Raw genomic sequence first — 16069 nt, 5'->3', positions numbered from 1 at the left:
TTTATTTCTGTCCTGTTATGTGGGTGTTATTTTAAAGCCGCAGGTTAACCATAACCTTACAAAACCTGTGGTTTTTCTTCCCAAGGACACCTTATGAAAACCTCACTCTTCAAAAGTCTTTATTTCCAGGTCCTGACAGCCATCGCCATCGGTATTCTGCTGGGTCACTATTACCCTGAGCTGGGCGCGCAAATGAAACCGCTTGGCGACGCGTTCGTTAAGCTCATCAAAATGGTCATCGCTCCGGTGATCTTCTGTACCGTAGTAACGGGCATCGCTGGCATGGAAAGCATGAAGGCGGTTGGTCGTACCGGTGCAGTGGCGCTTCTCTATTTTGAAGTGGTCAGTACACTTGCGCTGATTATCGGTCTGATCATCGTCAACGTGGTGCAGCCAGGCGCGGGAATGAACGTAGACCCGTCAACGCTTGATGCCAAAGCGGTCGCGGTGTATGCCGAGCAGGCGAAGGATCAGGGCGTGGTAGCCTTCCTGCTGGACGTGATACCGGGCAGCGTCATTGGCGCGTTCGCCAGCGGAAACATCCTCCAGGTGCTGCTGTTCGCCGTGATGTTTGGCTTTGCCCTGCACCGTCTGGGCAGCAAAGGCCAGCTTATCTTTAACGTAATCGAAAGCTTCTCGCAGGTGATCTTCGGCATCATCAATATGATCATGCGCCTGGCGCCGATCGGTGCTTTTGGTGCGATGGCCTTCACCATCGGTAAGTATGGCGTCGGTACGCTGGTGCAGCTGGGTCAGCTGATTATCTGCTTCTATATAACCTGTATCCTTTTCGTAGTCGTGGTGCTGGGCTCCATCGCCCGCGCGACGGGTTTCAACATCTTCAAATTTATTCGTTACATCCGTGAAGAGCTGCTGATTGTTCTGGGGACCTCCTCTTCAGAATCGGCGCTGCCGCGTATGCTCGACAAGATGGAAAAGCTGGGGTGCCGTAAATCGGTGGTCGGGCTGGTGATCCCGACGGGCTACTCCTTCAACCTGGACGGCACCTCGATATACCTGACGATGGCGGCCGTGTTTATCGCTCAGGCGACCAACAGCCATATGGATATTTTCCATCAGATTACCCTGCTGGTGGTTCTCCTGCTCTCCTCTAAAGGCGCGGCAGGCGTGACGGGCAGCGGCTTTATCGTGCTGGCTGCCACCATTTCCGCTGTAGGTCACCTGCCGGTGGCGGGTCTGGCGTTGATTCTGGGTATCGACCGCTTCATGTCAGAAGCTCGTGCGTTAACCAACCTGGTGGGTAACGGCGTGGCAACGGTGGTGGTGGCGAAATGGGTGAAAGAGCTGGATCACAAAAAGCTCGACGATACTCTGAATAATCGTTCAACTGACAGCAAAAATCCTGGCTTAACCTCTTAATCTTGTCACAAATGCCCGTATTCCCTTGTCGGGATGCGGGCTCCTGCGCATAATAACTGTTCGTACCTGTCATAATTCGACAAGATTTTTTTGGGTATATTTCACTTCGGACCGTGACGTTTTGCCGAACGCGCGGTCTAATCGACGTGTTTTCATCGTCATCTTTAAGAGTGAAGCGCGTCGCGAGGCACTCTTTTTTAACCAGGAATGTTGATCAGGGGTTCACATGCAGGGCACAAAAATTCGACTCTTAACCGGCGGTTTGCTGATGATGGCAGCAGCCAGTTATGTGCAGGCAGATGCGCTCCAGCCAGACCCGGCCTGGCAACAAGGGACATTAGCGAACGGTTTTCAGTGGCAGGTGTTAGCCACTCCGCAACGTCCCAGTGACCGTATAGAAATCCGTCTGTCCATTAATACCGGTTCCCTCACGGAAAGCACCCAGCAAACCGGTTTTAGCCATTTTATTCCCCGGCTGGCGCTCACGCAGAGCGGCAGCCTGCAAGCGGTTCAGGTGCGTTCACTTTGGCAGCAGGCCATCGATCCGAAGCGCCCGCTTCCTCCGGCTGTTGTCTCGTATGACTACACCATGTTTAACCTGAGCCTGCCTAATAACCGTAACGACCTGCTGAAAGAAGCGCTTACGTATCTCTCCGATGCCTCTGGCAATCTGGCGATTACGCCGGACACCGTTAACTATGCGTTGAGCAACAGTGACATGGTGGCGACCTGGCCCGGAGATACCAAAGAGGGCTGGTGGCGCTACCGCCTGAAGGGCTCAACGTTACTGGGACATGACCCGGCCGAACCGCTGAAACAACCGGTCGATGCCGAACAGGTAAAATCGTTCTACCAGAAGTGGTACACCCCGGACGCCATGACGCTGATCGTGGTAGGTAACGTGGACAGCCGCGCGGTGGTGGAGCAGATCAACAAAGCGTTTGGTGATTTGAAAGGTAAGCGTGAAACGCCAGCCCCTGTCCCGACGCTCTCTCCGCTGCGTGCAGAGCCTGTCAGCATTATGACGGACGCCGTGCGTCAGGATCGCCTCTCCGTCATGTGGGATAACGCCTGGCAGCCCATCCGTGAGTCAGCGGCAATGCTGCGCTACTGGCGTGCCGATCTGGCGCGTGAGGCGCTGTTCTGGCACGTTCAGCAGACGCTGAGCAAGAACAACGTCAAGAATATCGGTCTTGGCTTTGACTGCCGCGTGCTGTTCCAGCGCGCGCAGTGTGCCATTAACGTTGAATCGCCGGGCGATAAGCTGAATGCCAATCTGGGCGTGGTCGCGAAAGAGCTGGCAAAAGTGCGTAAAGAGGGGCTTTCCGAAGAGGAATTCAATGCTCTCGTGGCTCAGAAAAAACTCGAGCTGCAGAAGCTGTTTGCGACCTACGCACGTGCCGATACCGACATTCTGATCAGCCAGCGTATTCGCTCCCTGCAGAATCAGGTGGTGGACATTGCGCCGGAACAGTACCAGAAACTGCGTCAGGACTTCCTGAACGGTCTGACCGTCGAGATGCTCAATCAGGACCTCCGTCAGCAGCTGTCACAGGAGATGGCGTTGATCCTCCTGCAGCCGAAGGGCGAGCCGGAATATGACATGAAGGAACTTCAGACGACATGGGATTCCATTATGGCTACCGCGCCGCAGCCGGCGCAGGCCGCCACGGCGGATGATTTACATCCGGACGCGACGGATATTCCGCAGGGGCAGTAATCCTCTCACCCCGGCCCTCTCCCCAAAGGGAGAGGGTTAGGGGAAACTAAACAGGCATCGCCTCGCGCGGAATAATCGCCCCGCGATACTGAATCACGGTGCTGGCCGTCAGGTGCCCACGCTGTGCCGCCGCTTCCGGCGTTCCCCCTGTCAGGCGTACCGCCAGGTAGCCCGCGCTGAAGGAATCCCCCGCCGCGGTGGTATCAATCACTTTCTCTTTGGCCAGCTTCACCGCAGGGACCTCAACCACCGCTTCACCCGCAATCGCGACCAGGCACGATTCCGCGCCGCGCTTAATCACCACTTCGCTCACGCCAGCCGCCTGCGTGCGTGCAATCACGTCCTCAACCGGCTTTTCACCCCACAGGGCGTCTTCATCATCGAGCGTGAGGAAGGCGATGTCGGTGCACTGCAGCATCTGTTGATAAACCTGCTGCGTCTCTTCGCGGCTGCCCCACAGGCGCGGGCGGTAGTTGTTATCGAAAATAACCTTGCCGCCGTTTGCACGGCATTCGCGCAGCAGCGACAGCAGCTTTTCACGGCTGGTGGGGCTTAAAATCGCAAGGCTAATCCCGCTCAGATAGAGATAGTCAAAGGTCGCCAGCTCTTCGCAGATGGCCGCAGCCGCGTCGCTCTCCAGCCAGAATTTGGCCGCGGCTTCGTTACGCCAGTAATAAAACGTGCGTTCGCCGGCGCTGTCGGTCTCGATGTAATAAAGTCCCGGGAGGCGGTTTTCCATACGCTGAATCAGCGACGTTTCAACATGTTCACTCTGCCACGCCTCCAGCATCTGCTGGCTGAAGCTGTCCGTTCCCAGGGCGGTAACGTAGTTCACGGTGAGCGCCTCAGGCGCGACCTGGCGGGCAATATAAACGGACGTGTTTAACGTATCGCCACCAAATCCGCGGCTGACTTCAGCGCCTTTTTGTGACAGTTCAATCATGCATTCGCCAATCACGGCAATTTTTTTGGACATAGTCGTGAACCTGAACAGAAGAATAATCAGCAGTGTGCGCTGAGTGAATTAACCGGTCAACTATATTAAAACAACGTTCCATTATTTTATTTGAGCCAGCGCGTGTTCCCGCGCATTTCTGTCATCTTAATTTCATTTTCCCGGTGAATTGAACATAAAGTTCTCAATTGCCGCGCCGATAATCCTGTGACGAGTCCAGAAAGGCTATCCCAACAACAGGACATCTGAAATGAAGTCAGAGCAGGTTATCCAGCGGCTGAGCACTACGCCTGAGGCAAGTATTGAGAACTTGCAGGAGCATCGCTACTGGCTGCAATGTGAGCGTGCGTACACCTATCAGCCGATCTACCGAACAGATGGTCGACTGATGGCAATTGAAATTTTGACCGTCGTTACGCACCCCTCAAACCCCACTCAGCGCATCGCGCCGGATCGCTATTTTGCCGAAGTTGCCGTTCGCCAGCGTCTGGATGTGCTGGAAGAACAGCTTCGCATGCTGGCGACGAAGCAGTCCTTTTTTGAACAGCACGATATCCTCGCCTCGGTGAACGTCGACGGCCCAACCCTGCTGGCGCTGCGGCAGAACGCAAAATTGCAGGAGCTGATCGCCACCCTGCCGTGGATGCGCTTTGAGCTGGTGGAGCATGTCCGTCTGCCGCAGGATTCCTCGTTTGCTTCGATATGCGAATACGGCCCGCTGTGGCTGGATGACTTTGGCACCGGCATGGCGAATTTCTCCGCCCTGAGTGAGGTGCGCTACGACTACATTAAAGTGGCCCGCGATCTGTTCATTATGCTGCGTCAGACCCCGGAAGGTCGGAATCTGTTTACGCTGTTATTACAGCTGATGAACCGCTATTGCCAGGGCGTGATTGTTGAAGGTGTGGAAACGCTGGAAGAGTGGCGTGATGTGCAAAGCTCGCCTGCCGCGGCGGCGCAAGGCTATTTCCTCTCCCGACCGGTACCCATCGATCGCCTCGATAGCGTGATAACTACCCTCTGATAAGCCCGCTTCCCTTTGTCTGGACTATAGTTTTACAGGACAGGTCATCAGGAAAGGGGATAAAAATGACAAGAACAACCAGGGTAATCTCCTGGACAGCAGGGATTTTCTTGTTGTTGATCGTGGTCGTCGCCATCATTATTGCGACGTTTGACTGGAACCGTCTCAAGCCGACCATCAACCAGAAAGTCTCAACCGAACTGAACCGCCCCTTCGCCATACGCGGTGATTTAGGTGTGGTATGGGAGCGTCAGAAAGAGGAGCCAGGCTGGCGAAGCTGGATCCCCTGGCCACACGTCCATGCCGACGACATCATTCTCGGCAACCCGCCGGACATCCCGGACGTCACCATGGTCCACCTGCCGCGCGTGGAGGCCACGCTAGCGCCGTTAGCGCTTCTGACCAAAACCGTTTATCTGCCGTGGATCAAACTTCAGCAGCCTGATGCGCGTCTGATCCGACTCTCAGAAAAAACCAACAACTGGACGTTTAACCTTGCCAGCGATGGCGAAAAAGATCCGAATACCCAGCCTTCTTCCTGGTCATTCCGTCTCGACAATATTCTTTTCGATCGCGGACGGATCGCCATCGACGATAAGGTCAGCAAGGCGGATGTGGAGATCCTGGTCGATCCGTTGGGCAAACCGCTGCCGTTTAGCGAGGTCACGGGCACGAAAGCAAAAGGCGACGCGGCAAGCGTAGGTGACTATGTCTTCGGCCTGACGGCAAAAGGACGCTACAACGACCAGCCGCTTAGCGGTAAAGGGAAAATAGGCGGCATGCTGGCGCTCCGGAGCGAAGGCACGCCGTTCCCGGTGCAGGCGGACTTCCGTTCCGGTAACACCCGCGTGGCGTTCGTAGGAATGGTTAACGACCCGATGAACATGGGCGGCGTTGACCTTCAGCTTAAATTTGCCGGTGATTCGCTGGGCGAGCTGTATGAACTGACCGGCGTACTGCTGCCGGATACCCCGCCATTCGAAACGGACGGGCATCTGGTCGCCAAAATCGATACCGAAAAATCGTCCGTTTTTGACTACCGGGATTTTAATGGCCGCATTGGCGACAGCGACATCCACGGCACGCTGACCTACACCACCGGAAAACCGCGCCCGAAACTGGAAGGGGATGTTGAATCCCGTCAGCTGCGTCTGGCCGATCTTGGTCCGTTGATTGGCGTGGATTCGGGCAAAGGCACAAAGTCCAAAGAGGTCAAAAAGGACGTTCAGCCTGCGGGAAAAGTGCTGCCTTACGATCGCTTTGAAACCGATAAGTGGAACGTGATGGATGCGGACGTCCGCTTCAAAGGGCGTAAAATTGAGCATGGCAGCACGTTGCCGTTGAGCGATCTCTCGACCCATATCATCCTCAAAAACGCCGACCTGCGCCTGCAGCCGCTGAAGTTTGGCATGGCAGGCGGGACGATTTCCTCAAATATTCACCTGGAAGGCGATAAAAAGCCGATGCAGGGCCGGGCGGAGATTCAGGCGCGCAGGCTTAAGCTGAAAGCGCTGATGCCGAACGTCGAGCTGATGCAGAAAACCCTCGGCGAGATGAACGGCGATGCCGACATTCGCGGCGTGGGTAACTCCGTGGCGGCGCTGCTGGGCAGCGGTAATGGCAACCTGAAGCTGCTGATGAACGACGGGCTGGTGAGCCGCAACCTGATGGAGATCCTGGGGCTGAACGTCGGGAACTACATCATCGGGCAAATCTTCGGGGATGATGAGGTACGGGTGAACTGTGCGGCGGCCAATCTGGATCTGGTGAACGGCGTGGCGCGCCCGCAGATTTTTGCCTTCGACACGGAAAACGCGGTGATTAACGTGACCGGTACCGCCAGCATGGCTTCGGAGCAGCTTGATCTGACGATTGACCCGGAGAGTAAGGGGATCCGTATTATCACGCTGCGCTCGCCGCTGTACGTGCGCGGGACCTTCAAAAATCCGCAGGCGGGCGTGAAGCCAGGGCCGCTGATTGCGCGCGGTGCGGTGGCTGCGGCCCTTGCGACGCTGGTTACCCCAGCTGCAGCGCTGCTGGCACTGATTTCGCCGTCAGAGGGCGAGGCGAATCAGTGCCGGACCATTTTGTCGCAGATGAAGAAATAGCTCCCTTTCTCCCTCTCCCTGTGGGAGAGGGCCGGGGTGAGGGCATCAGGCCGCAGTGAATTACAGAGCCTGGTGCTTCGTCTCGTGCGTCAGCAGCAGCGCAATCAGCGTCAGCGCCGCCATGGCCGCAAGATAGACGCCCACATAGAACAGACCATAGTTTGCCTGCAGCCAGGTGGCGATATATGGCGCAACGGACGCACCCAGAATAGACGAGACGTTATAGGAGAACGACGCGCCGGTATAACGTACTTCAGTCGGGAACAGCTCGGGCAGCAGCGCGCCCATCGGGCCGAAGGTCAGCCCCATCAGGCTCAGGCCAATCAGCAGATAGGCCATCACCAGCGCCGGGCTACCTGAACCCAGCAGCGGCGGGAAGACGAACAGGGCAAACAAAATGATCAGCGTGGTGATGGTAATCATGCTTGCACGACGACCGAATTTATCCGCCAGCAGGCCCGCAATCGGAACCATCACGCCAAAGCCGATCACCGCCATCATTAGCATCCACAGCACTTCGTTACGCGGCAGCCCCAGCCCAACCGGCGCAGCGGCGGTACTGAACGTCATGGAATAGACGGTCATGATGTAGAACAGCGTATAGGTGGCGAGCATGATAAACGTGCCCAGCACGGTCACGCGAACGTGTTTGGTCAGCAGCGTGCCCAGCGGTACTTTTACCTGCTTGTTCGCCGCGGCCACTTTCGCGAAGACAGGCGTTTCATGCAGAGAAACACGCACATACAGGCCAATCAGCACCAGCACGGCTGAGAAGATAAACGGAATACGCCAGCCCCAGCTCATGAACTGTTCATCTGTCAGCAGCCAGGAGAGCAGCAGGAACGTCCCGTTGGCAAAGAAGAAGCCAATCGGAGCGCCAAGCTGCGGGAATGAGCCATACAGCGCGCGCTTGCGCGCCGGGGCGTTCTCGGTGGCCAGCAGCGCCGCGCCGCCCCATTCACCACCCAGCCCCAGACCTTGACCAAAACGCGCCAGCGCCAGCAGGACCGGCGCCAGAATACCAATGGTTTCGTAGGTCGGCAGCAGGCCGATGGCTACGGTGGAGATCCCCATCGTCAGCAGCGAGGCCACCAGCGTGACTTTGCGGCCGATGCGATCGCCAAAGTGTCCAAACAGCGCAGAGCCAATCGGACGCGCAACAAACGCAATCGCAAAGGTCGCCAGAGACTGCAGCGTGGCCGCCGTCGGGTCACCCTGCGGGAAGAAGATATGCGGGAAGACGATGACCGCAGCGGTGGCATAAATATAGAAGTCGAAGAACTCGATGGCGGTGCCAATCAGCGATGCGACGACAACTTTATTGCGCGAATTTACCGGAACGTTTTCCGTTTCTGAGTCGAGTGTGGTGGCGGTTGCTTGCATAATATTTTCTTATTTTTGTCGAACGAAAGGCCATATTACGCACAGCAAAAGCGACATTTCAATCTGTAACAAAGCCGCGACCCGGTGATAAAAACAGCAAAAAGCGGATAATTTTCAGACCAGCCAAAACACGTCTATGAAATGCTTCACAGATTTTAAATATCAGTCAATTAAACTGGTTTTCGGTTAAATAAAAGTTACGGGCTGGATTTATATGCTGAAATGATGAATCGGGCTGAAATTTCAGCCCGATGGCGGGCCTAGCGGTGCGTTTTGCCGGGCATTCGCGTGTCGCCTTTGTACTCGGCGGTGGCAATCCATGCCGCGCAGAACAGTGTCAGGCGGGCGAAGAAGTAGAAGAAGGCCATCAGTCCCAGCACCGAGCCAAACGCCGCGCCGGAAGGGGATTTAACCAGTGACGGCAGGGTGTAAGTCATCACGATTTTGATCACCTCAAAGCCGATCGCCGCAATCAATGTGCCGCGGAGCAGCGCCTTCTTACGCGGCCGATGCCGGGGCAAGCGCCAGAAGATCCAGAAGAACAGCAGGTAGTTGGCGAAGATGGAAATAGCCAGCCCAATGCCGCGCCAGGCGGGCTTCAGCCATTCGATGTAATCCAGATAGAGCGCGGAGATGATCATCTGCTGCGCCGAACCCGCCACCGAGGTTATGGAGAGCGTCACGATGAGGGCGACCAGCAGGCCAATCAGCGAAATAAAGTCGCGGAGATACTTAACCCATATTTTCTCCTGGTCCTGCGGCTTACGCTCCCAGACGTCGCGCGACTGGGCGCGAATGGCCTCGCGCAGGTTGCCCATCCAGTTAATGCCGGAGTAAAGGGCGATCAGCAAACCGACGATCCCGACCGTGGTACGCTGCTGAACGGCGGTATTGATGGTGCTTTTGAGCGTGCTGGCAAGAGTCGGGTCACTGACGTTATTCAGGATCTTCGTGAAGATATCCTGCAGCAGCGTCGGGTGGGACGCGAGCACAAAACCGGCCGCCGCAAATGACACCATCAGGATCGGAATCATCGACAGGAAGGAAAAATAGGTTATGGCAGCACCAAACTGGTTCCCCATGCGGTCATTAAAGCGCTCGGTTGCGCGTATCAGATGCGCAATCATGGGAAACTGCTGAATTCTCGCGGCGATGCCGGTTACGGTTCCCAGCGCTTTGCTGGCGGTACCAGGCGTTTTGGCCTCTTCGGGCCCGGTTTCCATCTTTTTGACGGGCTCATACTCTAAATGTTGGGTGGGTCGTTGCGGGTTGTTTTCCGGCGTCACGCGTCTTTTCCTTTTCGTTTGGCTGGATGTTATTGAATTATAGCTTGCGACTAGTCCACGTAAGCTTTTGTGAGTTCGGTTAGCCACTCCATGAACAGATGGACCCGGCGGGAGAGATTGCGCCGGTGGGGATAAATCAGGGAAACAGGCATCGGTTCGGCCCGGTATTGCGGGAGGATCTCAATCAGCTTCTTCGCGCGCAGTAAATCGCGCACACCAACCCGCGGCACCTGAATAATGCCCAGTCCGGCGAGACAGGCAGCCTGGTAAGTTTCCGTGCTGTTGACGGTTAAGACCCCGCCCGTTTTTATCCACTGCGTTGCACTGCCGTTATAAAACTCAAAGCCCTGTGGGCGTGTTCCCAGCGTAGCGGTGTAGTGAATAACGGCGTGCGAGCCTAAATCGTCCAGGGTTTCCGGGTAGCCAAAACGCGCCAGATAGTCCGGGCTGGCGCAGTTAATCACCGACAGCTTGCCCAGTGGGCGGGCAATCAGCCCTGAATCCTTCAGCGTGCCGACGCGTACCACGCAATCAAACCCTTCTCGGATCACATCCACCAGACGATCGCTGCTGCTGAGCTCCAGTTCAATGCCCGGATAATGCTGCAGAAAAGCAGGCAGTTTGGGGATGACTAAATTTCGTGCAACCCCGACGGGCATATCCACGCGGAGCCGGCCGCTGATGCTGGAGGGATCGTGCTGAAACATACCGTCGAGTTCATCAAGGTTTGCCAGCAGATCTTTTGCCCGCTCGTAATAGACCATGCCGTCCTGCGTCAGGCTGACGCGGCGCGTGGTGCGGTGTAATAGCTGGGTGCCAAGCCGGTTTTCCAGGGCCTGAATTTGCCGCGAGACGCTGCCTTTCGGCAGGGTTAATGTTTCGGCCGCGCGGGAAAAACTCTCCAGTTCCGCGACGCGGACGAACAACTGCATTGCGTGAATTTTATCCATAGAGGAAGCTCATTGTTGTTTTTGGTGAAACAGTGAAGCGTTTTAACCCATCTTTATTGATTTTCTATCACCTAATAAGCTCTTTCTCAATCTCCTTAACAGCCAAAACGAGGTTTATGATGAGTGAACGTATCGCATTAGTGACGGGTGGTAGCCGTGGTCTGGGCAAAAACGCTGCGTTAAAGCTGGCGGCAGACGGCACGGGAATTGTCCTGACATACAACCGTAGCCAGCAGGAAGCGCTGGATGTTGTGCATGAAATTCAGCAAAAAGGCGTCAACGCAGCGGCATTACAGCTTAACGTCGGGGATATCACGGGATTTGAACATTTTGCCCAACAGCTTCAGGAAACCCTTAGGACCGTCTGGCAGCGCGAAACCTTTGACTATTTATTGAACAATGCCGGGACGGGTTTATATGCACCCTATGCCGACACGACGGAAGCCCAGTTTGATGAAGCGTTGAACATTCATTTCAAAGGGCCTTTCTTCCTGACCCAGCGCCTGCTGCCGCTGCTTAACGACGGGGGACGTATCCTCAACGTCTCCAGCGGGCTGGCCCGTTTTACCCAGCCGGGCTCAGGGACCTACGCGGCCATGAAGGGGGCGATGGAAGTGCTGACGCGCTATCAGGCGAAAGAGCTGGGCGCGCGCGGCATTTCCGTCAATATCATTGCGCCTGGCGCGATAGAAACAGACTTTGGCGGCGGACGCGTGCGCGACAATGCGGAGCTGAATCAGTTGCTGGCCTCGCAGACGGCGCTGGGACGGGTGGGTCTACCGGACGATATCGGTGGTGCCATTGCGGCACTGCTCAGCGATAAGCTGGGCTGGATGAATGCGCAACGTATTGAAGTGTCAGGCGGTATGTTCCTGTGATGCCCGGACTTAAGGGGAAGGAACCTCTTAAGGAACCCTTAATATGGATGTGTCTGCACACTGACAGCGATAAAGAACGCAGTCAGCCATAGCCGATAACCCATTTTCATCACGATATTTCTTCTGGGGAAAGACCCTGATGTTTTTTATTAACGCAATGGCCGCAGAAAATATTTTCAGCGCATGACGTTTGATATTCGTTTCCTCTTAATAGCGACACTAAAGAGGAAACGACGTCCGGAAATATCGGCTAAATTGCTGTTGGTCAGGAATTATTATTCAGGTATTCCTGCTGTAATAAACCAAATAGCCAGTCATTTTGCCAGCGACCCGCAAGATAATAGCTCTCACGTAATTCACCTTCCAGGCGAAAGCGGGCTTTTTCCAGCAGGCGTCTTGAAGCAGCGTTTCCCGCTGTTACGGTGGCGGTGAGTCGCCGTATACCGCCCTGAAGAAAAGCGTAATCGCAAAGCGCTTTCAGGGATTCAAAGCCGTAACCTTTCCCCTGCGCCTCGGGGGCGAAAAGGAAGCCCACTTCGGCGCAGTCCTCCTCCCGATGAATATACCCGGTAACGCCCAGCGGGGCCTGGGAGGCGGTGTCACGTACGACGAGACAAAGCCAGTGCGCGCTGCCCGGAGCCCATGGCGTCAGGCGCGAATCAAACGCCTCTCGTATCGCCGCGACGGGGCGGTCTTCCGCCACAAAGCGCATCACGTCCGGGTGCTGCTGTAACGCCAGAAAAAAGGGCCAGTCTTCTTCCTGCAAAGGTGAGCAGTTCAGGCGAGGGGTAATTAAAACGGGCATTCAGATTCTCCTGACACTTTTTAAATGATTTTAGGGTTGTCACTTTATTTCAACAGAAAGTCAGGTATGGTTAACCGCGTATAAATAAAAAGAATAAAGGGCGTCTCGCGCCCATTCCTGATGTCTTCGTTGTCGCTTAAGGAAAACAATGACTCTCAGCACATCACACCATATTCGCGAACAGTTTGAACACTGTCTGGCGGTCATTCGCCATGCGTCGGTGGAAATTTTACTCCTTCTGAATGTACATGCTTCTGAGGGCAAAGATCCACGCTGGTTTCTGGAACAACTCGACAGCGCGCGATTAGCTTTGGGCGGCTGGGGAGCCGTTGCGAAAAAACTAAACCTGAATGATGCCGAGATGTCGGAATTTACGCTCCAGCTGCGCCTGCTGCAGCAGCGCGTACCGCAGTATGAAAGCGGACAGGATGTGAGTGAAAACCAGCTTATTGCGGCGATGCGGTTTGTGACCGCGCTGGAACATCTTCGTCTTCAGCAGCCGCTGTTGACCTATAGCACGGAGCTGGCACCGGGCAGCGAACTCCAGCAGCAGCAGGCGCACAAGCAGGTACGCGCAATTGAGCTGATGCTTAAAGGGCTTATCCAGCAGGCCTGGCCCGATCAGGTAAAGCTGAACAACCATCTTAAGACCCTGTTTAACGCTGACCGCGTAAGGCGCTGGCTGAAGCTTGGCGAGATCAACGATGTCCTGAGCGGCATGATGTTCAGCGAGCTGGCGCAGATGCTGGTGGATAAAAAAGAGTTCAGCCGCTATTACGCTTCGCTTTTCAGCGACCCGTCCATGCTGACGCTGCTGGTTGAACCGCGCAAAACGCTGCAAACCTTTCTCGACGATATTCGGCAAATCCGCAACAGCATCACCGTTCAGAAGACGTTAAGCTCGGCGCAAATTCAGCTGCTGGACAACTACTACGCGCAGATCGCGCGGCCCGTTCAACGCGCGTTTGAAGAGGGGAGAACGCGCGTTAATCCGGCAGGATTCATGGCGGTAGATGCCAGTGAATTGCATACCTTCTGGGAAAAGGCGCAGAAAATGGATCGGGTTACCGGTGGGGATCTGTTTGAAGTCCGTGACACTATTGAAAAGCCGACCCAGCGCGCGCCGCGCACCCCCGAACAACGCGAGCAGCTCATTTCCGGTGCGTTATGGGGGGCAGTTGGCGTTATGGTGATTGCCATTGTGGCAGGGGGCTTCTGGCTGGTGACCAGCAGCAAGCCGCAGCCAGCGGCCGTCAGCGCGGCTGAAGCGGCTCCACCGCAGGAAATGCGTGAGACGCCTTCCTCGCGCGAAACGCTCACGCGCATGGGGGTGACCTGGGACGAGAATAATTTCCGCTCGGCTATTAACCGCAACGATACCCGCGTGACCCAGCTCTTTTTGCAGGGCGGTATGGACTGGAAGCTGTCCTGGACCGAAGAGGCGATGTCGGCAGGCCATGACGACGTGCTGGAGCTGATGTTACGCTACCGGCAAAACATGGTGGAAGAGAAGCCGTGTCGCCGCTTCATCAACACGCTCAGCCACGCGATGTCGAACGGCGAGTCTCTGACCTCGGTACGTAAAGAGTATCTTAAAGCGTTCTGCACCGTGCCTGCCGTAGTGAAACGCCAGCAGCACGATCTCGACATGGCCACACGCCGCGCGCAGTCACAGCCGGATGCCACCACCAAAAAATGGCAGTCTATTCAGAGCGCCATTTATGAGGTGATTCGCTAACATTTTCCCCTCACCCCAGCCCTCTCCCCTGAGGGGCGAGGGGGAAAAGATCACACCCTGCTTAAGGCTCCCCATACAAACCAATCAGCCGCCGCACCACGCCGTTCGTCCAGCCGAAACCGTCCTGCAGCGGATACTCACCCCCGCCACCTTCGCGCGGCGTGCTGCTGGCGATGTGGTATTTCTCAATCAGCTTGTGGTGCGTCTTGTAGAAATGGTTCACCGTATGCAGCCAGCTCCAGGCGATCTCATCCCCCAGCGAGTCGTTTCCGTACTGCTTGAATCCCTGAATCGCCATCCACTGCAGCGGCGCCCAGCCGTTGGGTTTATCCCACTGCTCGCTGGTTTCGTACTCGGTCGCCAGAATTCCACCCGGGGTCAGCAGACGCGCCTTGACCGCATCCGACAGGCGTTCCGCCTGCTCGTGAGTTGCCATGCCAACGTACAGCGGCACGATGCTGGCGGCAGAAAACAGCGCCAGCTCTTCGCGTCGCCAGTCGTAATCTCGGTAACAGCCGCTCTCCTCGTCCCACAGATAGCGGTTCACCGCCGCGCGGCGATCGTTGGCTTTCTGGCGGAATTCCTCTGCCGTCTCTTTATCCCCTTTCGACGCCGAGATGTTGGCGATAGCGCTTTCCAGTTTGAACAGGAAGGCGTTCAGATCGATGGGGATGAACTGCGTCGTGCGGATGCTGGCGAGCCGCGACGGATCGCGCAGCCAGCGGGACGAGTAATCCCAGCCGGAAGCCGCACCCGCGCGCAGGTCGCGATACACCTCATTTGGCGGACGGCCCGAGTGGCGCGCGGTTTCCACGTCCTCGATCCACGATTCGTCGCGCGGGGTATCGCGGTCATCCCAGTAGCGGTTGAGCAGTGAACCGTCCGGCATGCGCACGGCGCTGCGGTATGCCTGATTAAGCAGCAGCGACTCCGCACCGTCCATCCAGAAGGCGTACTCCATTTTGAGGTGATCAAGATAGCGTTTCGCACCGCGCACGCCGTCCTCCTCAAACAGCTCCACCATCAGCGCAAAGACCGGCGGCTGTGAGCGGCTGAGATAATAGGTGCGGTTGCCGTTGGGGATATGCCCGTAGCGTTCTATCAGCCAGGCGAAGTTGTCCGCCATACATTTGAGCAGATCGTTACGGCCGCTCTCCGCCAGCCCCAGCATGGAGAAATAAGAATCCCAGTAGTAGGTCTCGCTGAAGCGCCCGCCGGGGACGATATAGGCCTGCGGCAGCGCCAGCAGGGAAGACCAGGGAATATGATCCTGCGGCTCGCGCGTCAGCACTGGCCACAGGTTATCAATGTGCTCTTTCAGGGAAAGTCCCGGGTCGGAGACATATTCTGTGCCGTACGTTTCCGGCATCCAGAAGTGGTTCTCCACAAACTGGCGCAGGTCGAAATCCCGGTGGCGTCTGACCTTGCGGTAGCGGATCAGGATATCCAGCGGATCCATCTTCGGCGCGCAGTCGGGGAAGGTTTTACTGTCCGCAAACAGCCGCGTCGACTGCACGTGTTCGAACAGTTCAAGGTAGCGGTCTGCGGGCGTCAACGCATCGGAGGCGGGTAGCCCCTCGATCATTTCGGGTTCCGGCTCCGCCTCAATCATTTCATCCAGTTTCAACTCGCAGGGATCGGTCTCGTAGCGCAGCTCTTCTGCAATCTCGAACTCGATGTTCTCGGTAGCCTGTAGTTTCTGGTTGAACATGGTGATAGGGACCTCCGGTTGTGTGTTCAAAAGACAGGTTTATCCGGGCGTCTTATAAGCGTAGACATTCGCTTCGGTAGATGGGGAGGGAAATGTGCGGTAGATCACTATTTTCGGAGCATTCGTTTTGC

At 56.1% G+C, this 16069-nt stretch carries 12 protein-coding genes; 6 read left to right on the top strand and 6 right to left on the bottom strand.

All coding sequences use genetic code 11. The features are described from left to right. The first annotated feature begins 93 nt into the window (after nucleotides 1-93). Both ACW9E7_RS19275 and ACW9E7_RS19270 read left to right on the top strand, forming a co-directional pair. Nucleotides 94-1380 carry a dicarboxylate/amino acid:cation symporter gene (locus ACW9E7_RS19275; protein ID WP_023309587.1) on the top strand — a complete coding sequence of 429 codons (1287 nt, stop codon included), beginning with the start codon at nucleotides 94-96 and terminating at the stop codon, nucleotides 1378-1380. Nucleotides 1381-1606: 226 nt separating this feature from the next. Beyond that, nucleotides 1607-3100, top strand: a complete 1494-nt coding sequence (locus tag ACW9E7_RS19270; protein WP_047646783.1) for a M16 family metallopeptidase — start codon at nucleotides 1607-1609, stop codon at nucleotides 3098-3100. A gap of 46 nt (nucleotides 3101-3146) precedes the next feature. Here ACW9E7_RS19270 and kdgK read toward each other — a convergent pair whose 3' ends face one another. After that, nucleotides 3147-4076: a 2-dehydro-3-deoxygluconokinase gene (gene kdgK, locus ACW9E7_RS19265; protein WP_458728223.1), complete on the bottom strand. Its 930-nt coding sequence runs from the start codon at nucleotides 4074-4076 to the stop codon at nucleotides 3147-3149. 229 nt (nucleotides 4077-4305) lie between these two features. Between kdgK and pdeH the strand changes: the two genes are divergently transcribed. Continuing rightward, nucleotides 4306-5079 carry a cyclic-guanylate-specific phosphodiesterase gene (gene pdeH / locus ACW9E7_RS19260; protein ID WP_458728222.1) on the top strand — a complete coding sequence of 258 codons (774 nt, stop codon included), beginning with the start codon at nucleotides 4306-4308 and terminating at the stop codon, nucleotides 5077-5079. Between the two features lie 65 nt (nucleotides 5080-5144). Further along, nucleotides 5145-7187, top strand: a complete 2043-nt coding sequence (locus tag ACW9E7_RS19255; RefSeq protein ID WP_458728221.1) for an AsmA family protein — start codon at nucleotides 5145-5147, stop codon at nucleotides 7185-7187. A gap of 60 nt (nucleotides 7188-7247) precedes the next feature. Here ACW9E7_RS19255 and ACW9E7_RS19250 read toward each other — a convergent pair whose 3' ends face one another. From ACW9E7_RS19250 to ACW9E7_RS19240, 3 genes are all read right to left on the bottom strand, one after another. Continuing rightward, nucleotides 7248-8570: an MFS transporter gene (locus ACW9E7_RS19250; protein WP_104949925.1), complete on the bottom strand. Its 1323-nt coding sequence runs from the start codon at nucleotides 8568-8570 to the stop codon at nucleotides 7248-7250. Nucleotides 8571-8830: 260 nt separating this feature from the next. Beyond that, nucleotides 8831-9856 (bottom strand): inner membrane protein YhjD, encoded by a 1026-nt coding sequence (gene yhjD, locus ACW9E7_RS19245; RefSeq protein ID WP_458728220.1) that lies wholly within the window; start codon nucleotides 9854-9856, stop codon nucleotides 8831-8833. A 50-nt stretch (nucleotides 9857-9906) separates the two neighbouring features. Beyond that, a complete protein-coding gene (locus ACW9E7_RS19240) occupies nucleotides 9907-10806 on the bottom strand; it encodes a LysR family transcriptional regulator (protein WP_047652945.1) in 900 nt (299 codons plus the stop codon). A 119-nt stretch (nucleotides 10807-10925) separates the two neighbouring features. Between ACW9E7_RS19240 and ACW9E7_RS19235 the strand changes: the two genes are divergently transcribed. Continuing rightward, the gene (locus ACW9E7_RS19235) at nucleotides 10926-11684 is read left to right on the top strand and encodes an SDR family NAD(P)-dependent oxidoreductase (protein ID WP_458728406.1); all 759 of its coding nucleotides are present in this window, start codon (nucleotides 10926-10928) and stop codon (nucleotides 11682-11684) included. 265 nt (nucleotides 11685-11949) lie between these two features. On the opposite strand, the gene ACW9E7_RS19230 is transcribed toward ACW9E7_RS19235, so the two are convergent. Further along, complete coding sequence (locus tag ACW9E7_RS19230; RefSeq protein WP_136195970.1) at nucleotides 11950-12489, bottom strand: GNAT family N-acetyltransferase; 540 nt, start codon at nucleotides 12487-12489, stop codon at nucleotides 11950-11952. A 148-nt stretch (nucleotides 12490-12637) separates the two neighbouring features. Here ACW9E7_RS19230 and ACW9E7_RS19225 point away from each other — a divergent pair, with 148 nt between their 5' ends. Continuing rightward, a complete protein-coding gene (locus tag ACW9E7_RS19225) occupies nucleotides 12638-14227 on the top strand; it encodes an STY4199 family HEPN domain-containing protein (RefSeq protein WP_133295296.1) in 1590 nt (529 codons plus the stop codon). A gap of 61 nt (nucleotides 14228-14288) precedes the next feature. Here ACW9E7_RS19225 and ACW9E7_RS19220 read toward each other — a convergent pair whose 3' ends face one another. After that, entirely contained in the window at nucleotides 14289-15938 is a 1650-nt protein-coding gene (locus tag ACW9E7_RS19220; RefSeq protein WP_111963711.1) for an alpha,alpha-trehalase, read from the bottom strand. Between the last annotated feature and the right edge of the window lie 131 nt (nucleotides 15939-16069).

The sequence above is a fragment of the Enterobacter sp. H2G27 genome, from assembly GCF_054403075.1.
Note: the sequence above shows the minus strand (reverse complement) of the source record. Positions and strands in the feature narration are given on the sequence as shown.

What these genes read in the sequence shown, in the direction of transcription:
- ACW9E7_RS19250 (WP_104949925.1), bottom strand. Translation starts at nt 8,570, where the DNA reads ATGCAAGCAACCGCCACCACACTCGACTCAGAAACGGAAAACGTTCCG.
- ACW9E7_RS19270 (WP_047646783.1), top strand. Translation starts at nt 1,607, where the DNA reads ATGCAGGGCACAAAAATTCGACTCTTAACCGGCGGTTTGCTGATGATG.
- pdeH (WP_458728222.1), top strand. Translation starts at nt 4,306, where the DNA reads ATGAAGTCAGAGCAGGTTATCCAGCGGCTGAGCACTACGCCTGAGGCA.
- ACW9E7_RS19235 (WP_458728406.1), top strand. Translation starts at nt 10,926, where the DNA reads ATGAGTGAACGTATCGCATTAGTGACGGGTGGTAGCCGTGGTCTGGGC.
- kdgK (WP_458728223.1), bottom strand. Translation starts at nt 4,076, where the DNA reads ATGTCCAAAAAAATTGCCGTGATTGGCGAATGCATGATTGAACTGTCA.
- ACW9E7_RS19230 (WP_136195970.1), bottom strand. Translation starts at nt 12,489, where the DNA reads ATGCCCGTTTTAATTACCCCTCGCCTGAACTGCTCACCTTTGCAGGAA.
- ACW9E7_RS19220 (WP_111963711.1), bottom strand. Translation starts at nt 15,938, where the DNA reads ATGTTCAACCAGAAACTACAGGCTACCGAGAACATCGAGTTCGAGATT.
- ACW9E7_RS19240 (WP_047652945.1), bottom strand. Translation starts at nt 10,806, where the DNA reads ATGGATAAAATTCACGCAATGCAGTTGTTCGTCCGCGTCGCGGAACTG.
- ACW9E7_RS19255 (WP_458728221.1), top strand. Translation starts at nt 5,145, where the DNA reads ATGACAAGAACAACCAGGGTAATCTCCTGGACAGCAGGGATTTTCTTG.
- ACW9E7_RS19225 (WP_133295296.1), top strand. Translation starts at nt 12,638, where the DNA reads ATGACTCTCAGCACATCACACCATATTCGCGAACAGTTTGAACACTGT.
- ACW9E7_RS19275 (WP_023309587.1), top strand. Translation starts at nt 94, where the DNA reads ATGAAAACCTCACTCTTCAAAAGTCTTTATTTCCAGGTCCTGACAGCC.